This window comes from Vibrio genomosp. F6 (assembly GCF_005146325.1).
Taxonomy (GTDB): Bacteria; Pseudomonadota; Gammaproteobacteria; order Enterobacterales; family Vibrionaceae; genus Vibrio; species Vibrio cortegadensis.
On record NZ_SYUT01000028.1, the window covers coordinates 213,306 to 235,741 of the forward strand.

The window sequence follows — 22,436 nt, forward strand, 5'->3', positions numbered from 1 at the left end:
TTAGTTAGAGTGGTCATCGTGTCCATAGTCCACGTTATTTTCTAACTCAGCCAGAGTCCTACTACTTGGCGTTATACGTCTTTCCATCATACGCATTATGCTCAGCGTTTCCGGTTGGAAGCTCCATACATTGCCTTGTATTTCGCTACCGTCATTAAGTAATGTATCGACTCTCCAGTAGTAACTGTCGCTGTACGTTAATGGCGTGATTGCTAAACTGGTTTCGTTGTGTGATTCCGCAATCAGTGTCGAATGATCCCCATTTTCAACTAACTGGCTGTCATCACTTAGATATACTCGGTATCCGACAGTTTGGCTTTGCAGTGAAGAGTGTGTCGCCCAACGCAAAGTAGTTAGATTGTTGATATCCGTAGGTAAGCCATTTGAAGGGCTAGGGGATACCGCAGGTAATCTATTTTGATAAATTTGTGCAATTTGCTCTGCATTAAATGCTTCATGAGCGACAACAATTTCATCAATCCCGTTATTACTGGTTGTGGTATACGTTGAATCCGTTTGACCCGCTTTAGCATAAGCGCCACGACCGTATGTTTGACCGGTACCAGAGGTACTTACGTAGCTAAACTCATCAGGAATCGCGATTGAACCGGCGGGTTCACCATTAATGAATCCATTCAGAGTTCGAGCATCCCAATCCACCGTCATCGCGACATGATGCCACTCATCGCTGTTGGCCAATGATGGCACATCAGTAATGACTTCAATGAAAGGTGAGCGAGTTTCAGCGTTTTTATCGTGTATAGCAAAGCGGACTTCGTAAACACCCTCTTCTGGAACTACGTTCGTTGAGATAATCCATCCATCACCGATCCAGCCACTGTTGTAACGGCGTCCACGACTCGCTAGCTCTTTTAAGCCAGTCATGGTGTCGTCATTACGGAACCACATCGAATAAGTGAAGTTCTTGTCATTTATCTCCCATACGTGTGGGTGATGCTGGTGAGAGCTTGTCTGATTGATGAAGTCCTTCTGGTAAAAAGGGGCTTGGCTAAGTTGATAGCGGAAAGCTTCTCCAGATGCGCCATCTTCTACTTTGTGACTATTACAATCGAGAGGATTTTCAGCGTTGATTTCAGAATCGCCACCTTTGTAGCCCCAGTTTCGCACCTCTAATAACGGTGTAATTACGTTTGAGTAGTCAGTCTCACCCGGTTGAAGGCTGTCAGACATACTATTTGCGAATGCACCAGCGTAGGCATTTTGACACGTTTCAGCGTTTAGACTGTAGTAATCGCTAATGCCAGGCGCTTCGACATTAAGGTGTAAAATACCTCGAGTACTTTGCCCACTTTCATCTTCTAAGACGTAATACCCATCGATTAAGCCAATCCAGCCTTTTGGCGGTGTAAACGTTATCGTATTGTCGCTGTTTATCATAAACTCAGAAGCATTTGCCCCTTTTGTTGATGACTCCATTACTTCTACTTTGGTTACACGTAGTGGTGTGTTATTTGGGTCCCAGTCATTATTTAATACATTTATTGTTCTGCTCTCATCACGTAATGTTGTGTAGTGATCTGGTTGAGCTACAGGGTGAACTGGCCATGTTGGGTAAGGGATGCGTTTGTGATCAAGCAGGCGGAAGCCGTTTACCCAACGATGCTCATTTTTAGCAGCGGAACTACGTTGAACGGTAATTGGAGCACTAGTCGGAACGGCGACACCACGCATTGGGTTGTTACCAAAAATACGTTCTGGATAACATTCATGCTTACAGCCCTGAATGTGTCCCATTTCATGTTGCATAGTATTTTGGTTTGCCCAGCCTGGCGTTGCTTGCCAGAACCAACCATTCGTTACACCGTGTGAGCTAGAAGGCGATACCCACCAACCCATTTCATACCAATTACTCCCTTCTTCTTCGCGTTTATCCCAGAAGTAAGTATTACTGTTGCCCCAGTTGTCACGGAACCTTGCGCGGTCAGTATTATTACCGCCCACTTCAACCATCATGTCAGAAAAAATGATTCGGTGATGATATTGACGCATAGCGGCATAATCACCATTCAAGTTATGGAACTCGGCAAACGCCATTGCTCGACCCATATCATTTTTACCGAACTCAGGATGACTGAATACTTGATAAGAGATTTGCATACCTTCATCACGGCGGAACATATGGTAATCATCGCCATTTTTAGGGATATACCACTCTTTTTCTGTCGGTTGACCACCCACGTCATTCCAGTTTGTTGTTGGAGGTGTGAGGGCTTGCTGATATTGTGCAAGACTTGGGTTGTTTGGACGACAAACAGACTTATCTTCTAGAGGTTGTTGGTAACGATTAAGAATGCTTCCATCCGCACTAAGTTCAAAGAATGGCGCGGCGTTATACCCTAGGAAAACAGAGTAACTAATACTACATTCAGGTAAAATGGCAGCATTGATATTACTATCAGGTTCGCCAATAATTTGCCCACGGTATGTTCTAACTTCAGGGATGTTTGCTAATCGGCTCACCCCTCCATTAGCTTCAATTTCTGGATCAATATTACCCAGTTGGAATGTATCGGAGCGTAGCGAGTAACGCTGTAAAAGAACATCAACAGGCTCATCGGCATCATTGATGACTTGGTCACCATTGGTGTCTAGAGCGATCAACTTAACCACCAAGGTATCAGGCAGTTGAAGCATATGATCGTTAGGGTTTAAACCTGCATTAATTTCATCGCCATTATTGATACCATCGCCATCGGTATCTGAATCCGCACCGTCACTTGGATCGTTTGGATTGAGGTTGTTCGCAAGTTCATCGCTGTTGCTGATGCCATCATTATCGAGATCGTCATGTAGGTCTGAGCCGTCAAATGGGTTCATTCCGTAATTGAGTTCATCTCTGTTATTAATACCATCGTTATCGCTATCATGAAGGTCTAAATCGTTTGGCATTAAAGGATCAAAACCATATTCGATTTCGAGCATGTTGTTGACACCATCACCGTCACTGTCGACTAAACTTCCGTCGCTAGGATCAAGAGGGTTTAGGCCATGCTTCACTTCATCACTGTCATTAATACCATCTTTGTCAGTATCGGTATCTGTGATACTCGTATTGAAATGTTTCTCCACTGAGTCAGGAAGGCCATCCAAATCAGTATCAAATGCCATGCAAGATTCTTCAATATTCAAGCCAAATAGCATAGCTCGATCACCGTGAATCTTAATCTGTGAAACATTGCCAATTTCTGACTCCAGCTCGACAGAGAAAGGCGCTATTCCAGGTTGACTTAAATCCCAGACTGGAGATAGTTCACTATCATCACTGCGTTTTAATATTTGAGCGTAACGATTACCACTACTGCTTGAACGGCTTAAATTGGCCGTAAGCGTATAGGTAGGGCATAAGGTTTCAATTTGATATTCTAGGTTAAGATTGTTCCAAACAGAGCCTCCGTTGGAAAGTGTAATTTGCTCACCTCCACCGTAGCCTGTCATTAATAAACTCGTACTCATGTGACGTTTTGTCGATAATTTGGACAACATATCATCGTTAAAATGAGAGTAATCTATTTCGTTACTGAGTTCATGGAAATCTTCTGTAGTAGAGGATTGGTAAGAACTTAAATTGCTCTTATATGGGTCGGTTCCTTGTAGGCGTTCTAGCTGATCAATAACACCGTCACTATCACTGTCAGCAGGTCGTTCGTTAGGGTCGATTGGGGAGTAATTGAAACGAATTTCGTTACGGTTGTTTACACCATCACCATCATAATCTTCGATGGCATCGGAACTATCGTTAGGGTTAAGACCGAAGTGTAATTCATCACGGTTGCTGATACCGTCATTGTCTGTGTCTATCGTTGCTCCGTCAGATGGGTCAAGAGGGTCTAAGCCATAGCGAACTTCGTCTCCATCACGGATCCCATCATTGTCGGTATCGGAATTGTTTGGGTCGAGTCCTAGAACGATCTCATTATGATCCGCTAATCCATCACTATCACTGTCACTGACTGCACAATCAGCGGAGACTTGAATATCTTTGATTTGGCTATTGGATCCAGTAAATCTTAGCGTTTCAATCCCACCATTCGAAAGCGCGTCAACGTCAGCGGTTAAGGTATGAAGAGTGCCATCGGCTACACTTGAAGTCGGCACTAATTCTTGCTGGTCATTTTGACGAACAAGAGAGACAGTGCGAGTTACATTACTACTGGTCATTCGTGATGCATGGAAAGTTACTTGATAACTAGAACATTGAATACCTGCTATTTGGAAATCAAGCGATTGGGTTCGACCGTAAATACCGACAGTATTATGGATATCTACTTTATTTGAGCCCGCTTGTGCGATTAACTGTAAGCTTGCCGTGTCATCGGTTTTGATGGAGAGCTTCCGAAGCACTTCTTCGGTGAAGTAGCTATTGTCAGGCACACCCGCTAGTTCAGAGAAGTCCTCGTAAAGACTTACGGAATAGTCAACGACTGGAGTATTGCTTTCATCGGAATTATCACCAATACCATCATTATCGCTATCGAGTGATTCAGAACTATCCAGCGGGAATGCGTCATCAACATCGGCTACACCATCATTGTCGTCATCCAAGTCTTTATTATTACCGATGCCATCGCCATCAGTATCTAACCATTCAGTTGGATCGGTAGGGAAGGCATCATTTGCATCGTTGATCCCATCATTGTCACTGTCTAAGTCGGCATTGTCACCAATTCCGTCATTATCAGTATCGGTCGACTCGTTACCGTCCAATGGGAATCGATCATTACTGTCATCAACGCCATCATTGTCGTCATCAGAGTCTTCATTGTTACCGAGACCATCTTTATCAGTATCTAGACTTTCATTAGGGTCAAATGGTAGATCATCGAACTGGTCCTTAATACCATCGTTATCATCATCTAGATCTTGGTTATCACCAATACCGTCATTATCGCTATCTAGAGCTTCAGATGGATCGCGAATGAATGCATCAAAACGGTTTGGAACACCATCACCATCAGCATCTTCAACACCATCGGTAATGTCATTCGGGTTTAAACCATTGTTAATCTCTTTACGGTTACTAATACCGTCACTATCCATATCAAGTTCGGCATCAGTGGCATCACTCATATCGAGACCATAACGGTATTCATCATAATTGCTGATGCCATCGTTATCTAGGTCAAGTCGTCCATCTTCAAAGTAGTGGGGGTTTAAACCTGCGTTGATTTCTATATTATTTGGGATGCCGTCTCCATCAGCATCTGTAACGCCATCGTTAGGATCTAAAGGGTTAAAATTGTGGCTAAACTCATCTTGGTTGTTGATGCCGTCACCATCGGTATCGGCTTGAGCACCATCGGTATTGTCTGTTGGATTCAACCCTAACTGATACTCAACATTATCTGCAAGACCATCATCATCGGTATCTGTTTTTTTAGGGTCGGTACCAAGTGAGGCTTCAAGAGTATCGGGTAGAGTGTCTAAGTCCCAGTCTGTTAGATTACACTGTGCGGAGATACCGATGTCACTCAACCACATTCGAACGCCGCTTACCGAAATTGTGTCGAGATGATCAGTGGCATTAATTGGGTATTCGTACCATTGGGTAGGTAAACCTGAGAGAACTTTAGTTGGTTGTATGACCTGGCCATCTTCAAAGCGTGAAATGGTGATAGAGCCACCTCTACCGCTCGAAGTATTAAAACGAGTTTTGAGTGTGTAACTTTCACAAAGTACATTTTTAATATCGAAGTTAGCGTTTAGATCATCAAATATAGCGAAACCACTATCACGATCGTATCGACCACCTACGTAGCTTGACCAAGCAAGGCTTGTTTGGTTTTGTTCTTTTGGTGTGACTCGGGCAAAACCTTCATCAGTAAGGAAATCACTATCATTTAGACCGATTTCAGAAAAGTTTTCATTGAGGTCAATCGAGTAATCTATTAGGTTCGAGCGAGTAGGGTCGGTCCCTTGAAGACGTTCTTTTTCATCACTCCAACCATCACCGTCAGAATCAATACCATTATCAGGGTTAGTAGGAAGCGTATCATCTACATCAGGCAATCCATCGTTGTCATCGTCTAAATCAGCGTTGTTGCCAATGCCATCACTGTCGCTATCAACCGTTTCTGAAGGGTCTAGTGGGAACGCATCACTTTCATCTTCAACGCCATCATTATCATCATCGTTATCCGCATTATTACCAATGCCGTCATTATCTGTATCAATTGACTCAGAAGGGTCATTGATAAAGGCATCTCTACCGTTATTGACACCATCACCGTCGCTATCCACATCTGCGCCATCGCTGCTATCACGAGGATTTAGACCGTTAGTTACTTCAATTAAGTTTGTTAAACCATCGCTGTCAGCATCTTCATTAGCATCTTGCGCATTTGTTAAATCAAAGCGATGTTGGTATTCAGCAAGGTTGCTCATACCATCTTGATCAATATCTAAATTCGCATCGTCACTATTGTTAGGATTCAGACCAACAGCGATTTCAAAACCATCAGGAATCTCATCGCCATCACTATCAATGATGAAATTAGGATCAGTGCCACTTTGGTATTCTAGATTATCATTAATACCATCACCGTCAGAGTCGACTCTTAGAGGATCGGTTCCAATTTGTTTTTCCAGTTGATCTGGCAAAGTATCGAGGTCGGAATCAAGTAAATCGCATTGCGCATCTACATTGACTCGCCCAAGCCACAAACGTTTACCATCAACTTTTATATTTTCTATTGTATCAGAGCCTGTGAGGGTAAAGGTTTCATCTAATGGTTGTTTTATGCCTGAAATATCGGTTAATGGCTTAATTTCATGACCATCGTTTAGGCGGTTAATCGTGATGGTACGCTCTTTATTTCTGCTCGAACGGAAATATTGAGTCGTTAGGTCATACTTGTCACACAGGATATTATCCAGTTTGATGTTGATAGAGAAGTCATGGAAAATTGCAAAACCCTCGTGGCGGTCATAACGAATGGGACCAACAGGGTTTGTGAAGTGTAATGAGGTGAATTGGTTTTTTTTTGTTGATAACTTGCTGATGTGATGAGCTTTGACGCGATTGCTATCGGGGATATCAATTTCACTGAAATCTTCTTCAATGGCAACTTGGTAGTTTAAAAGATTTGAAATGGTTGGATTACTACCTAGCCGTTTTTCTTCGGAATCTGTGATGCCATCACTGTCACTATCTAGATTGGGAGGGGCGGATCCGGCGAGGGCGCTAGTTTGTCCCCATGCTAACATGAGTGCCAGAGTTAAGACTGACGGCTTAAAGAAGGTTGAACTCTTCATATAGTCCTCAACTTGAATGTAAATTACGAGATGTTTTATAGAATGCGCACGTTCCAAACTTAATGGAATCTTGTACTCTATGTAGGATTGCACAGGTTGTTTGAGCTATAGAGTACGGGATGCGTAATTTTTGATATTCACCCCAGTTATGGATTTCATTTAGAACAAATATTGATCTTCATTACAAACAAGGTGATTTTTATTTCATGGAGGCAGTACGAGGTCTTACCAGTAAAATCAATGAGATATATGAGGTAGCTAGCATAAGGATGAGTTATATATGATGAATAAAAAACTCCATCACTTAGGCGGTGACAGAGTTTGATAAGCTGAAATTAGTCTGGCTCTTGAGCTGTTGATTCGGATGAAATTTATGAGCAGTTGGGGTGCGGTGTACCATAATTTGGCAGTTGAGAGATTTTCACCTGCAAATCTTTTATTCTTGTACTGTGAGAAGGGTGGGTAGATAGCAATTCAGGTGGTTGATTTCCTCCTGAGGCTTTCGCCATGTTCTTCCACAAATCTATGCTCTGTATTGGGTCAAAACCAGCTTTCGCCATGAACTCTAGCCCTACAATATCGGCTTCAGATTCTTGTGTTCTACCATAAGGCAAAATAACACCATATTGTACGCCTAAGCCGAGCGCTGACATGGTGATTTTTTGGTACTGTTTATACTCAGACGCACCAAGCGCGGCACTCGTGAGTTGCAACCCCGCATTCGCCAACTGTGATTGAGATAAACGTTCGTTACTATGGTCTGCCAACACGTGCGCGATTTCATGTCCAATAACGGTCGCAAGCTGGTCTTGATTCTTCGCGACGTTCAATAGACCAGTGTATACACCTATCTTTCCACCGGGGAGAGCAAAAGCATTGACTTGATCGCTATCAAACACCACCACTTCCCATTCAGTGACCCCTGGCTGTTTAGGGACATATTGAGTGATACTATTCGCTACACACTGTACGTAAGCATTTACCTTTTTGTCTTCGCTGATTGGCTGTTCTTTTTTCATCTGCTCGAAAGAATTGGCTCCGAGTTTCGACATATCTTGATCAGAAAAAAGTAGAAGTTGATTTCGTCCCGTAGGAGAGGAGCTACAAGCTGTAAGCCCCATAAGAGCGACTAAAACAGAAGCTTTAAACAATGTTGCCATTTATAATCCCTATATCGCGTGGCGTTATCATCTGATAATGATACCATTTATAACTATCTACAAAACAGAACCCACAAGTTACATCACCAAATTTAGGATTATCCATGAGCATTTGGAAGAAACCCATCGATCTAGAACGGTTAAATGCAACGTCAAAAAATACCTTGATAGAGCATCTCAATATTATTTATACCGATTATACGGATAACAGCCTAAGTGCCTCGATGCCAGTTTGTTCTTTTACACACCAGCCATTAGGGATGTTACATGGTGGTGCATCGGTGGTGCTTGCTGAGACATTGGGTTCTCTCGCCGCGAACTTCTGCGTGGGTGATGATGCTTATTGCGTGGGGCTTGATATCAATGCTAATCATGTTCGTTCTATGAGAGAAGGTCATGTGATTGGTACTGCTACCCCGATTCACCTCGGAGTTTCAACGCAGGTATGGCAAATCAATATTACTGATGAGCGTGAACGATTAGTTTGTACGAGTCGCTTAACCATTGCAGTAAAGAAAATTCGAAACGAAGCTAAGAAATTAAGAAATTAAGAAATTAAATATTGGGGCTTCGGTGACGGATGCCCAATAGCAACGAGTGTAGTGAATCATTAAATGGTTATAGAATTTAAAAGCGGAAAAATTATTGTGACCGCGCATGAGTTGGTTGTGCGTGTTATTGGCGAGCATATGCTGACGATGCAAGCTCAAACAGATGCTGTTCAGCTCATTGGCCGAGGTGCAAATGTTATTTCAGTTAACGGGGCTGAGTGTAAATGGTCAATTAAACTCGATAATGTAGAGCAACTGGAGCAACTCTCGGCAGAAATGGGGGTAGCAATACAATAATTTGCTTAATGGAAGATCTCATCACAGAATAGTCACGCAGATATATTGTAGCTTGGCTATTTTTGTATAAAATAAGGAAACGCTTATTGTTATTTTTATATGAGATTTCCTCTTTATGAGCAGCCCAAGACTCCGTGTCCAATTTGAAACGTTATTTGAACACTACAATGGTCAAGATGTTGGCATCCAGCTAGAGGATGTGACCGACGTTCTATGCTGTACTCGACGTAACGCCCGTATCGTACTCAATAAACTAGCCGAAGAGGGCTGGATCGAATGGCACCCGGCAGCAGGGCGAGGAAAACTTTCTCAGCTGCTATTTAAGCGTAACCGAAATGATGTCAGTTTAAATTTAGCTCGGCGCTATTTAGAAGATGGAAAAATAGGCCAAGCATTAAACGTCCTAGATAGTGATGCTGGTAAGCTGACTCAAGTCATACAGAGCTATCTTGGCGTGCAGCATCAAGAAGGGCAGCAAGTTATACGACTTCCGTATTATCGCTCTCTTTCTATGTTGAACCCTCTAAAATCAATGCGTCGCTCAGAGCAACACATTTCACGTCAGGTTTTCAGTGGCTTGACTCGTTTAGATGAGTTTGAAAATGTTCAAGCTGATCTTGCCCACACTTGGCAATCACTCTCTCCGACGCATTGGCGTTTTTATATTCGCCCTGGTGTTCGTTTTCATAATGGTGATCCACTGCTGGTGGAGCATGTCGTAGAAAGCATTTGGGCACTACGGTTTATCAATCTCTTTTCTCATATCGATACCGTGTCATCGCCATCAAATTGGGTGGTGGATATTCACCTACAAAAACCCGATCACCACCTGCCTCTGCTGTTAAGTGAATCCGAAGCGAAAATACTGCTTCCTGAATCGATTAGAGATGATGACTTCGATCTCTTACCTATTGGGACAGGACCTTACAAAGTGGAAAAAAACACGGAAAAGCGTTTGATCTTAAGTGCTTTTGATGGCTATTTTGGATTTAGACCGCTGGTGGACCGAGTTGAAGTATGGGTAATTGAAGAGGCCTACTCATCTATGGTATTTCCGAGTTTAGCGCACCCAATCAAGTCACAACGTGGTGATTTTTCAGGAGATGTTGAGTTAGACCCAGGATGTACTTATCTTCTATTAAACCGTAAGGATGGGGCTGCTCGTACGCCTGAATGGGCCGATTACCTAAGTTGCAAATTAAATACGTTGCAAGTCTTTAAACAATTACCAGAAGACAAAATAACAGAACTTGGCATTTTACCCGCACATGGATTAAAACCGGGTTGGTATCATCATGGATTAGATCAGCGACAAGTGACACCACCAGAGCCAAGAAACCTTACTATTGCTTACCATGCTCAGCATCCAGTTTTCCCTAGCATGGCAAAGGCAATCGAAAAAATCCTTAAAGAAGATGGGATTTCAATAGAATTTATTACTTATGACCTAACCGTTCCAGATACAAAGTTGGTTGATATATGGATCAAACCAATGGGAATTGGCACCAGTCGTGATGATGCATTAGCCGGATGGTTGCTCAATTACAGTGATATTGAATTTTTAAGTAAAGCGGATGACTTCAATCGTTGGAGTTCACTGATTGATACTTGGCGCGCGGATAAGACAACGCTTTTCCCTGCAAAAGAACTCGGAAAGCAACTGATTGAAAGTAGACAGATAATCCCAATGTTCCATTGTTGGTTGGGTGTAAGCCAAGATCATTGTGGATCTCTACAGAATGCTAAATGTAATGCGTTAGGTTGGTTTGACTTTAGCCAGGTTTGGGTTAAACCAGAGATAGACAACTCAACTGTTTGATAGCGAAAGTGATGAAAAATGGCAAAACCGAATAAAAAGTAGCCGACTAAAACCGTCGATATTTTCTGTGCCAAATGTCGCGCGAAGCTATTCAAATACCGAAAAGGTGGAAAGGGCGCATTAGTTAAATGTTTCAAAGAACGAATTGTAGAAGACTTTACAACATCATCATGTCATTGCCCTGAATGTGAAATGGAGTTTGCGCGAGATACGTTAGTTCGAGGAACGCCTGCTTTTAAAATGATCGGTGGGAAAGTGACCATGAAGTAAACTGAACTAATTCCAGACGTTTAATCAATTCTTAAAATTACGCACCACTGTTTATTTAAACAGTGGTGCGTAAAAAAGGCACAGATCTTAACTTTAAGTACGTTTATTAAGCACTTAACGCTTGTTCTAAGTCTGCAATAATATCGTCGATGTGCTCGATACCGACAGATAAACGAATCATTTCAGGTTTCACGCCCGCCTCTTTTTGCTCTTGTTCACTCATTTGTCTGTGGGTGGTTGAGGCTGGGTGGCACGCTAACGATTTTGCATCCCCGATATTCACCAAGCGTTTGAATATTTGTAGTGCATCATAGAAACGAACCCCTGCTTCATAACCATTTTTCAGCCCGAAGGATAGAATGGCAGAAGGTTTGCCCTTCATGTATTTTTGAGCAAGATGATGATGGTCTGAGTCTTCTAAACCTGCATAACTTACCCAACTCACTTTCTCATGCTGTTGTAAGTAATTAGCAACCTTCAATGCGTTCTCTGTGTGGCGTTCCATTCTCAAAGAGAGCGTTTCAAGCCCTTGAAGTAACATAAACGCATTCATTGGAGAGAGTGCGGCACCTGTATTTCTCAAAGGTACGGTACGAGCTCGGCCGATAAATGCAGCCTCACCAAACGCTTCAGCATAAACAACACCATGATAAGACGGCTCTGGTTGGTTAAATACGGGGAAGCGTTCTTTGTGTTTCGCCCAAGGGAATTTACCGGAATCGACAATCATGCCGCCAAGCGTTGTACCGTGGCCACCAACGTATTTGGTCAGGGAGTGAACGACAATATCAGCACCGAATTCTATTGGTTTACAAAGCACAGGAGTTGCGACCGTATTATCAACGACAACGGGTACTCCTTGAGCGTGGGCAACATCAGCAATAGCTTGTAGATCAATAATATTACCTGCCGGGTTACCAATTGACTCGCAATATACCGCTTTTGTGTTCTCATCAATCAACTCAGCAATACTCTCTGCTTGGTCATCTTTTGCAAAGCGAACTTCCACACCTTGGCTTGGTAGCATGTGTGCGAATAATGTGTAAGTGCCACCGTAAAGTTGCGGCGTTGAAACAATGTTATCCCCAGCTCTCGTTAATGTTTGAATCGCGTAGTTAATTGCGGCACTTCCCGCACTCACCGCCAAACCTGCGATGCCACCCTCTAATGCTGCCATGCGTTTTTCAAGCACATCATTAGTCGGGTTCATAATACGAGTATAAATATTCCCTGGCACTTCTAAATTAAACAGGTCAGCACCATGTTGGGCACTATCAAATTCATAAGCGACGGTTTGATAAACAGGAACGGCTACGGATTTAGTTGTTGGGTCACTTTCATAACCGTGGTGGATCGAGAGTGTTTCGTCTTTCATTGTTCATCCTTGAATTGAGAAATGGTTGCCCACCAGAATAGAACAATATTGAAACAAGAGTCACGCAGAGATTTAAACTTTTTTATAAGACAAAAAAAGGCGCACAGAAATGTACGCCAAATGGACAACTACAAAAAGGATAGGGGATTATGAAATTTATAACAGTTTAAATGCCAGAGACTCATAAGCTTGAAGTGACACTGTATCGTTTAGTCGGCTTGTCTCTTCGTAATTACAAATCAGACAATTAACGTCTCTATTGCTCAGTTCTGCTGGCAGGTCGAGATTAATATGCTGATCACTAAAGTTGCTGATGACAAACAGAGTCTCGTTTTCATCTTGACGAAGATAAGCGAACACTTTGTCATGATCTTCATATATTGGCGTAAACTCGCCATAGACAATCACAGGATGCGCTTTACGAATTTGAATCAATTTTTGGTAGTGATAGAAAATTGAGTCGCTATCATTCAGTGCATTCTCTACATTAATCTCAGGGTAATTCGGGTTCAGCTCGATCCAAGGCGTTCCTTGAGTAAAGCCGGCGTTATCCGCATTAGACCAATGCATTGGCGTTCGTGCGTTGTCACGACTGTTTTCATGAATTGCATCCATCATCGCTTCATGCGACACGCCGGATTCAGTTTTCACTTTATAGAAATTAAGCGTTTCGATGTCTTTATATTGATCAAGAGTCTCAAACGCTACGTTGGTCATGCCGATCTCTTCACCTTGATAAATGTAAGGTGTGCCTTTTAAAAAGTGCAGAGTGGTTGCGAGCATTTTTGCTGACTCCACTCGGAACTCTTTGTCGTTCCCGTATTTAGAGACCACCCGAGGCAGATCATGGTTGTTCCAAAATAGAGAGTTCCAACCCTGATCGGATAACTCTACTTGCCATTTGGTTAATACTTGCTTGAACTCTTTCAAGTCCAAATCAATTGGAGACCATTTTTCGCCATCTTTCCAAGTCAGGGTAATATGTTCAAATTGGAACACCATAGAGAGTTCTTCTCGCTCTGGCGCACTGTACATTTTGGCAATTTCGGGAGTTGCTCCCCAAGTTTCACCGACCGTGAGCAGGTCTTTATCACCAAAAGTCTGTTGATTCATTTCTTGAAGCAGTGGGTGCAAACGTGGGCCATTGCCTGTGATGCCTTTATCGATCTCTTTACCAATTAAGTCGATAACATCTAAGCGGAAACCGCCGATACCTTGGTCTATCCACCAATTCATCATGTTATGAACTTCTTGCTGAACTTTTGGGTTCTCCCAATTGAGATCAGGCTGACGTTTAGAGAACAGATGGAAGTAATATTGCTGTGTTGCTTCGTCCCATTCCCATGCACTTCCGCCGAAAATAGAACCTTGGTCATCTGGTGCGCTTCCATCTGCTTTTGCATCTCGCCAGATATAGTAATCACGGTATGGGTTGTCTTTTGACTTCTTCGCTTCAGTGAACCAAGGATGTTCATCTGAAGTATGATTAACCACGAGATCCATAACGACTTTGATATCACGATTTTTCGCTTCATCAAGTAATTTTTTCATGTCATCCATAGTACCGAATTCTTCGGCGATGGCTTGATAATCAGAAATATCATAGCCATTGTCGTCCATCGGTGAACGGTAGACAGGAGATAACCACAGAACATTGATACCAAGGTTTTGTAGATAATCGAGTTTACTGATGATGCCTGGTAAATCACCAATTCCATCGTTGTTAGAATCGCAAAAGCTGCGTGGATAAATTTGATAAACAACGGCGTCATGCCACCATCTTTTGTCCATGGGAAATACCTTAATTATGTGCATTTTGATGAGGCTACTATAGAAAACAATAAGGCAAATTAAAAATAGGAAATTATTGCCTTGTTATAGGAATAAGCTATATCATGAGGAATTATAGACATTACTTGTGTCAAACACGAATAGTGGCGAAATTACGTTCAACAAGAAATGTGATGTTGAGCAAATCGACCAACGGCTTAATGGTATAAAGAGGTGAAAATGAACAAGCCCTACCGCTATTTTTTGATGGTGGCACGTGAAGGAAACATTAAAGCGGCATCGGAAAAATTGCATATAAGCCAACCTTCACTTACTGCTGCAATTAAAAAGCTAGAATTAGATATCGGCGTTGATTTGTTCATTCGACGCTCAAAAGGGGTGGAGTTAACCAATTATGGCCGTTTATTTCAGGAGCATGTGCAAGAGCAGCAAGAGAAGCACGCTCACTTGATGCATAAGTTCACCGATATGCAGCAGCGCCATTTTGGTAAAATCAAATTAGGTACAGGTGAAGCTTGGTGGGAGCGCTTTGTTCGATCTTCAGTTAAAACGTATCAAGATCAATCTCCGGGATGTGCTTTTCATCTTGAATTTGGTAATAACCTTTCGCTGATTCATCATCTTGTTCAAGGTGATATTGATCTTTTTGTTGGTCATGAAGTGAATGGGTTGCATGAACGTTGCCGGGTTAATTTCCAACCTTTATTTCAGGAAAAAGAGGCGTTATATGTGCGCAAAGGGCATCCACTCCTCAGCTGTAATTTGAGTGTTACAGAACTTATTGAACGCCAGAAAGATTTTCCGCTTTTACGGGTTACTCCAGATCATGCGAGACACCATTCAGTACTGGCGGACCATTTAGCTCAGCACCAAATGATTCGTAAAGATGGTCAAGATAACCGATTAATTTACGATGTGGATGCAGTTCCTGCCAGCATTGATATGCTTAACATGACGGACGCTGTGATGCCTTACAGCAGTGAAATGCAAAGTTGGATGGAGAGTAAAGGGATCGAAACGTTACTGGTCAATGAAGATCAAATCGGCAATGTCGGAATTTATACGAAACAGGGACATGATGATGAGAAAATTAGCCTTCTTATTGACTTAATAAAGCAAGATAGCTTGGAGAGAGGTGAAGGATGAACGCACAGGAATTTTGTATCGTGCTAACAACAACTAATCAAGAGGCGGAAACGAATCAAATAATTGAATCATTGCTCAGCCATCAACTTGCCGCTTGTATCCAGACCATGCCAATTCAAAGCCATTACGTATGGCAAGGGGAGGTATGTTCCGATAATGAGACGCTTCTTATCATTAAAACTAAAGCGTCTCTTTATAAACAAGTTGAGTCCATGATCAATGACTTACACAATTATGATGTTCCTCAGGTTGTGCAAGTCTCAATTGAAAATGGCTCGAATCCATATCTCGCTTGGTTGGATGAAACGACAAAATAGCGATTGTTTACGATGATAGCGGTTTGGTTGCCATTCGGCGTTGTATCACCATTAATATTAGTGATAATAGAGCGCCGGATGTATCACACAACATATCCTTTTGTGCGTCCCAGATATCGCCTTGAGAACCCAAAAATGCAATACCTTCTTCTCCACCAGCAAGCGCCGCATACCACCATTCAATAATTTCATATCCAGCCGCCACTGCCATCATGGCAAACAGACCAAATAACCCCGCTAATATAGGTTGGCATAGCTTTTTTCTAATCAAATATTCAGCAATTGGGTAGGCATAAAAACCAATTGAGAAGTGAGCGATACGATCGAAGTTGTTTCTTTCGGAGCCGATAAGTTGGTTAAACCAATCGAATGGCACTTCGGAAAAGGTATATTTTGCCCCGATGGTATGCAGTCCAAGCCAAATAAACATCAAAAAATAAGCGGTTCGGCTAAAAGTAAGCTTAGTTGATGCCCAGAAAATTACCCCGAGAATACCCAAAGCCGGGATGATTTCAGCGAACCAAACCGCTCGTGAATGGGGTGAATAGGCCGAAAAAATAAATATTACCGAATAGATAACCGTTAGATAGTAAAGTGCTTTATTTTTTAGAATGGATTGTGTGGGCATTGTTTATCCTGAATTACTGAAGCTGGATTTATAATCTTATGCACATATAAAGCGTGCTTTCATGTATCGTGACATAATTTAAAACACTGTTCAATTGTATTTAATATTTCATTCAATCAGTATGTACGAATTATGTTTAAATTGTTCCTTTTCGCACACTATTTAATCTAACAACTCACATCATTTCATTAAAGTTTGATTTACATTGTTGTCACTCATAAAATCGACGGCTCAACCATATAACAAGAAAGTATAAAGTCATGAAATTGGAAACCGTTGATTACCTTGCTGATGATGCAGCAGAGCAATTTGTCAAATCACTACGTGAAACTGGATTTGGTGTACTGAAAAATCACCCGATCCCGAAGGAACTTGTTGAGTCAATTTATGAGAATTGGCAAACGTTCTTTAATTCAGAAGAAAAAAATAACTTTACCTTTAACCCTGCAACACAAGACGGCTACTTTCCACCGTCAGTATCTGAAGTGGCAAAGGGTCATACTGTTAAAGATATCAAAGAGTATTTCCATGTTTATCCGTGGGGACAAATACCGGAACAGCTAAAAGAGCAAATTTTAGATTACTACGCTCGTGCTAACGCGTTTGCGGAAGAATTACTTGGCTGGGTAGAAGCTCATGCACCCAAAGAAGTACAAGAGAAGTTTTCCATTGCGCTTTCTGAAATGATCAATGGCAGTGATAAAACGTTGCTGCGTATTCTCCACTACCCACCAATGACAGGTGATGAAGAACCTGGTGCAATTCGCGCTGCCGCTCATGAAGACATCAATTTATTAACGGTACTTCCTGCGTCAAATGAACCTGGCCTGCAAGTAAAAACCCAAGAGAATGAATGGCTTGATGTGCCGTGTGATTTCGGTAATTTGATCATTAACATTGGTGATATGCTGCAAGAAGCATCTGGTGGTTACTTCCCATCCACCACTCACCGTGTGATTAACCCATCAGGTGAACGCCAAGAGCATTCTCGAATTTCATTACCGCTTTTCTTACATCCTAAACCTGAAGTGGTTTTGTCTGAGCGTTACACAGCAGACAGTTATTTAATGGAACGCTTACGTGAATTAGGCGTGATTTAATCAAAATATAAGTCGTATTCACATTTTAGTAGTGTGCGACAATCAAGTTAATTTCAATCGCTCAGTTAATGGGCGATTTTTTTGTCGTACAGTTCAAGAAGTCGAGTAACAATGTAATAGTTACTCGACAAATCGGCTCAATTGGATTTGAATTAAGCTGTGTATCGTCATTCTTTAAGAGCCTCATGCAAGAAAACCAAGAGATCAAAGCCACGTTTCAAACCTATATGGAAAACCCTCTGTTATGGCCCATGCTTGAAGAGCTGAAAAAACAGCCTTCGGGATGGAAAGTACATACGTTAGCATCTCACCTGAGTGAGCTTGGTTATATTCCTGTTCTCGATGATAGTCCTGAGAAGGATTTGTTTAAAAAAAACTTTTTAATCATGAATGCACTTTATCAACTTCAAGAGACGCTCTACCCAGACAGCTGGTTGCAAGTTGAAGCGATGAGTATTGAGTTGATGTCCGGAACGCAGTCACATTTACATGAGATTGATCTTAATGATCCTCTACGAGATTACTATACGCATTGGATAAACTATGAGGCTAACGAGGGAGAAGTGAAGCGGTTACTGAATGAGTTTTGGACTCGTTACCGCCAATCTGTCGGGAGTACTAACGGCTCAGATATGGACAGAGAAAAAGCGCTGCGCCTGTTTGAACTTTCACATGACTCTACTCAAATTCAAATTCGTAAAAAATGGCGTCGTCTTGCGTTGAAGTGGCATCCCGATAGAGAACACGGCAATGCTGAAAGGTTCAGGGTATTGTGTGAGGCATGGAATATATTACGTCACTAGAACGCGACCCTGTCACTTTGGCGGTGTAAAAGATAAAAAAAGAGTGATATGTGGTTTCATTCAACCGACATATCACTCTTTTTTAGATCTTACAGAAGATCATTGACAGTAAAACTGGCGTTTAGCTTATTGCTATTTTACTAAGAACCAAGACCTAAGAACCAAGAGCTTTAACTCCAGTTTTGCTAAAGTTTTGTCTAAGCCGTTCGATATTTGTTTACTGGTTATCACTTGATTTAAATTGAGATTTGCGCATACGGTTTAGAGCGGCCATTACATCTAGTGTGCGTGGCTTTGCTAAATCACCAACATTAGGCATAGTTTGGTGCCAATCATCAGAGAGAAGTCGATTGATCTCTTGAGATGGGTTCTCTTGCCAGCCAGCATGTTGAGCCATTTGGAACCAAGTCCAACCGATGGCATTGACTTCAGAGCTTGACTCTAACTGCTCCAACGCACTCAAATCAGTAAACTCTTTACCAAAACGTAAAGAGTCTTTTCCTTTTGCGGTTACGCGGAACTTACCATCAACAAGGATGTTCATCAGAGCATTACAAAACAAGCTACGAGGTTGGAACGCTTCTAGTGAAGTTTCACACTCATTGTTTCTTTGAGATGGGTGCTGCTCGATGACTTTTTTCGCTTTTTCAGTGACATCTACCGCTTGGTAATCATGCATTTGAATCACAGTATCAGCCACATCGAGATAATCACCTGAACCGCCCATAACCACCATGGTTGAAATATTCAGCTCATCTCGTAATTGACCAATTCGATCCACTAACGGAGTGATTGGCTCATCTCCTTTGCTTACCAATGCTTGCATACGTTCATCACGGATCATAAAGTTCGTTGCAGACGTATCTTCATCAATCAGTAAAGACGTTGCACCTGCTTCGATAGACTCTTGTAACCAAGCGGCTTGAGAGGTTGACCCTGAAGCATCTTGAGTCGTGAAATCAGCAGTGTCTTTACCCATAGGTAAGTGGTTAATGTAATTAGATAAATTAAGGTGGTGGACACAGCGACCGTCTTCAGCACGAATCTTCATTGCATTACGATCTGTAACGATACCTTCACGGCCGTCACCAGGAATATGGTTGTAGATTGAACGCTCAATCGCATTCAATAGTGTTGATTTACCATGAAAGCCACCACCAACAATAAGCGTGATACCTGTAGGAACACCAAGGCCTTTAACGTCACCTTTATTAGGTGTGTTTAATGTAACTTCAAGAGAAGAAGGGGCAACAAAAGCAACCGCATCTTTCATTGGAAAATCACAATTACCTGCAGTACGTGGCAGAACGCTACCGTTTGCAACGAAGGCTGCCAGTTGCTTGCCTGCTAACTGGCTACGCATTGACTCTTGATCCTCAGCACATTCACAATGCTTGATCATAGCCTCAAGATTAAGCTCTCTTTCGATCGTTGAACGACGAATAAATTTTGGCAAGTAGAACGTAATAATGTTGCTCGCTTTCTTAGCCAGAATGCTTCGACCATCAGCGGGTAAGTTGATGCGGAATCGAATATCAATTCCTTCTTCTGTAAACACAACAGAAGTACTATCAAGAATCGTTTGTCCCGTTAAGGCAATAGAGATGCTGCTTTCTTGCTTGGCAAACTCCGCAAAGCTACGAGCAATAAAATCACGAGCTGCGATTTGATAAGCCGCTGATTTTTCCGTTAACCAACCTAAACCGGTTAAAGACCATGCTCTTGTCGCTCGAAAGCGAGAAGCCGAAGCAAACGGGTCGCCTTGGATATGATCGATATGAAGCTGGAAATCACCAAAGTCATACTGACCTTTGATCTGTTGATATGCACGATAGTTCTGTTTTTCAAGCTTTTTCAGCTTAGCAGTCAACTGATCCATAACGAAATTTGCCTATTAAAAAAGATAAAGGCGGCGATTATAGAAACCGCCACCTTAGGAGTAAAGGGAAACTGCATCAAATTAGTTATTGATACGTAAATTGAGTAGAGCCGATATAGTTTTGATTAATCAATCCTTGCTCAAAATCTTGGCAAGTCATTGGTTTTCCATAGAAATACCCCTGACCAATATCACAGCCTTCATCAATGATGAAATTCTCATGTTCTTGCGTTTCTACCCCTTCAATAATCACTTTTAAATCCAATTTCTTAGCGATTTGAACAATTGAACGAACAATCTCTTCATCATCAACACTTTTATCGATTTGCTGAACAAAACTCTTGTCTATTTTTATGCAGTCGAACGGGAATTTTTTAAGGTACGCAAAAGAAGCATACCCAGTACCGAAATCATCTAAAGAGAGGGTAATACCCAGATCGTGTAAATTTTGAAGTGTATTTCGTGCGACGGCTTCATCGGCAATCAAACCGCTTTCTGTCACTTCTAGTTCTAAGTAACTAGGGGGAAGGTGATAAGTTTCCAGTAAGTGTTGTACCTGGTCGGCAAAGTGCACATTTTTTAGCTGAATAGCAGATACATTAACCGCCATCTTAAAGTTGTCAACATAATCTGACCACTCCCGTGCTTTTTCAATCGCCGCTCGTAAAACAAAATTGCCGACCTCGAAGATTAAGCCATTTTGCTCTGCCATGTGAATAAGAGTTTCATTAGAAATATCCCCAAGAACCGGATGACGCCAGCGTAAAAGTGCTTCTGCTCCTGTCCATTTATGAGAAGTAGGGCATACCTTAGGTTGGAAGTACAACATCAGGTCATCATTTCTGACTGCTTGTAACAGGTAGCTTTCAAGTTGATTAATATGAGATTGACTATCGGACAGTGATTGAGAGAAAAATCGGTATTTGTTGCCTGAATCTTTACATGCGATCATCGCTTCGTTGGCGTGTTTCAAAACATCACTTGCGATTTGTCCATCTTTGCCAGTGGCAATACCAATAAAAGCATGTAAGTGGATTTTATCGTTTTCAATAAAGAACTCGGAATGCCCAACCTCAATTAGCTTATGGCACAAAAGCTCCAAATGTGTGGAGATATCGTTGGCTCTTATTGCGATAGCAAGGTCGATTGATGTTGGTCTCGCGGTGATTGTTTCTATAAGGTCGATTCCACCAATACGATCACGATAGCGTTTTAATACCTCGTCGAAGGCATGGTAGCCATACTTGGCTTGAATACGCCGCCCATTAGTAAAACCAATATGTATCACTGCAATCTCAGAGGTGTTCCCAACTCGATTTTTCATCAACTTATCAAGTTCAGTTTCAAAAGCGTTTCTGTTTAAGAATCCGGTGCCAGAGTCATGGCTTTTTTGGTATGAGATCTGTTGTTCAGCGGCTTTACGCTTATCGATTTCTTGATTAAGTGAGTAGTTTAGACTGGCTAAGTCCTTTGTTCTGGTTTTTACTCGGTATTTGAGTTCATCATTGAGACAAAGTAGTTTCGCATGTTGATAGAGTGTTGTGAGTTGCGATTCGATAGAAATTCGAAAGCTTTCTAACAATTCACGATACATAGGAGAGTAATGATTTTCTTTGCTGTCTAAAACACAGATGGTGCCGAAAGCATCGCCATTTGGCCAGTTCAATGGGATCCCGCAATACGAAATCATACCAAGGGCAATATCAGGGTTTGATTTCCATTTATCATCTTTAAGGGCGTTGGGCACAAGCAGTTCTGAATTTGAATTAATGACGGTTTCACAATAGAGCCCCTTGCCCAGTGACTCGCTATCACCAGTTAAGTAAGGGTTTTCGGGAGAGTTGCTTCGACAGAACACTTCAATGTGCTTAGGATGAACTCGCATGATCAGCGCCGAAGGTACAGAGATAATTTCGGCTAATAAATCCACAATATTCTGCCAGCCAAGCTGCATGTTCTCAGGAATTGACAACTCTTGCGTATTGATTCTTGTCATATCGTTATGGATATCCTTATTGTTATGTATTG

General features: G+C 41.9%; 15 protein-coding genes. 8 read left to right on the forward strand and 7 right to left on the reverse strand.

The annotated features are described in order from the left end of the window. Both FCV43_RS12345 and FCV43_RS12350 read right to left on the reverse strand, forming a co-directional pair. On the reverse strand, positions 1–7,272 hold the full coding sequence (locus FCV43_RS12345; RefSeq protein ID WP_136995360.1) for an Ig-like domain-containing protein: 7,272 nt from the start codon (positions 7,270–7,272) through the stop codon (positions 1–3). 371 nt (positions 7,273–7,643) lie between these two features. Next, the gene (locus FCV43_RS12350; RefSeq protein WP_136995361.1) at positions 7,644–8,432 is read right to left on the reverse strand and encodes a M48 family metallopeptidase; all 789 of its coding nucleotides are present in this window, start codon (positions 8,430–8,432) and stop codon (positions 7,644–7,646) included. A gap of 104 nt (positions 8,433–8,536) precedes the next feature. Between FCV43_RS12350 and FCV43_RS12355 the strand changes: the two genes are divergently transcribed. The 4 genes from FCV43_RS12355 (at position 8,537) to FCV43_RS12370 (ending at position 11,369) form a co-directional block, all read left to right on the forward strand. Continuing rightward, positions 8,537–8,983 (forward strand): hotdog fold thioesterase, encoded by a 447-nt coding sequence (locus FCV43_RS12355; RefSeq protein WP_017051235.1) that lies wholly within the window; start codon positions 8,537–8,539, stop codon positions 8,981–8,983. Between the two features lie 63 nt (positions 8,984–9,046). Further along, positions 9,047–9,280, forward strand: coding sequence for a DUF3389 domain-containing protein (locus FCV43_RS12360; RefSeq protein ID WP_017051236.1), 234 nt, complete (start codon positions 9,047–9,049; stop codon positions 9,278–9,280). Positions 9,281–9,395: 115 nt separating this feature from the next. Continuing rightward, entirely contained in the window at positions 9,396–11,099 is a 1,704-nt protein-coding gene (locus FCV43_RS12365; RefSeq protein ID WP_136995362.1) for an SgrR family transcriptional regulator, read from the forward strand. A 60-nt stretch (positions 11,100–11,159) separates the two neighbouring features. Then, positions 11,160–11,369 carry a hypothetical protein gene (locus FCV43_RS12370; protein ID WP_240697163.1) on the forward strand — a complete coding sequence of 70 codons (210 nt, stop codon included), beginning with the start codon at positions 11,160–11,162 and terminating at the stop codon, positions 11,367–11,369. A 106-nt stretch (positions 11,370–11,475) separates the two neighbouring features. Here FCV43_RS12370 and FCV43_RS12375 read toward each other — a convergent pair whose 3' ends face one another. Both FCV43_RS12375 and FCV43_RS12380 read right to left on the reverse strand, forming a co-directional pair. Further along, the gene (locus FCV43_RS12375; protein ID WP_136995363.1) at positions 11,476–12,744 is read right to left on the reverse strand and encodes an O-acetylhomoserine aminocarboxypropyltransferase/cysteine synthase family protein; all 1,269 of its coding nucleotides are present in this window, start codon (positions 12,742–12,744) and stop codon (positions 11,476–11,478) included. A gap of 156 nt (positions 12,745–12,900) precedes the next feature. Next, positions 12,901–14,535 carry a glycoside hydrolase family 13 protein gene (locus FCV43_RS12380; RefSeq protein ID WP_136995364.1) on the reverse strand — a complete coding sequence of 545 codons (1,635 nt, stop codon included), beginning with the start codon at positions 14,533–14,535 and terminating at the stop codon, positions 12,901–12,903. A gap of 219 nt (positions 14,536–14,754) precedes the next feature. Here FCV43_RS12380 and FCV43_RS12385 point away from each other — a divergent pair, with 219 nt between their 5' ends. After that, positions 14,755–15,681 (forward strand): LysR family transcriptional regulator, encoded by a 927-nt coding sequence (locus FCV43_RS12385; RefSeq protein ID WP_136995365.1) that lies wholly within the window; start codon positions 14,755–14,757, stop codon positions 15,679–15,681. After that, the gene (gene cutA / locus FCV43_RS12390) at positions 15,678–15,998 is read left to right on the forward strand and encodes a divalent-cation tolerance protein CutA (RefSeq protein ID WP_113798046.1); all 321 of its coding nucleotides are present in this window, start codon (positions 15,678–15,680) and stop codon (positions 15,996–15,998) included. Before FCV43_RS12385 ends, cutA begins: the two co-directional genes overlap by 4 nt. Positions 15,999–16,005: 7 nt before the next feature. Here the strand turns inward: cutA and FCV43_RS12395 are convergent, their stop codons facing one another. Continuing rightward, entirely contained in the window at positions 16,006–16,626 is a 621-nt protein-coding gene (locus FCV43_RS12395; RefSeq protein ID WP_017051243.1) for a DUF2238 domain-containing protein, read from the reverse strand. A 260-nt stretch (positions 16,627–16,886) separates the two neighbouring features. Between FCV43_RS12395 and FCV43_RS12400 the strand changes: the two genes are divergently transcribed. After that, complete coding sequence (locus FCV43_RS12400; RefSeq protein ID WP_017051244.1) at positions 16,887–17,726, forward strand: isopenicillin N synthase family dioxygenase; 840 nt, start codon at positions 16,887–16,889, stop codon at positions 17,724–17,726. 185 nt (positions 17,727–17,911) lie between these two features. After that, positions 17,912–18,529, forward strand: coding sequence for a DNA-J related domain-containing protein (locus FCV43_RS12405; RefSeq protein WP_136995366.1), 618 nt, complete (start codon positions 17,912–17,914; stop codon positions 18,527–18,529). Between the two features lie 217 nt (positions 18,530–18,746). Here the strand turns inward: FCV43_RS12405 and FCV43_RS12410 are convergent, their stop codons facing one another. Beyond that, positions 18,747–20,408, reverse strand: a complete 1,662-nt coding sequence (locus FCV43_RS12410) for an ABC-ATPase domain-containing protein (protein ID WP_113798051.1) — start codon at positions 20,406–20,408, stop codon at positions 18,747–18,749. Between the two features lie 85 nt (positions 20,409–20,493). Further along, on the reverse strand, positions 20,494–22,404 hold the full coding sequence (locus FCV43_RS12415; protein WP_136995367.1) for a bifunctional diguanylate cyclase/phosphodiesterase: 1,911 nt from the start codon (positions 22,402–22,404) through the stop codon (positions 20,494–20,496). Positions 22,405–22,436: the final 32 nt, after the last annotated feature.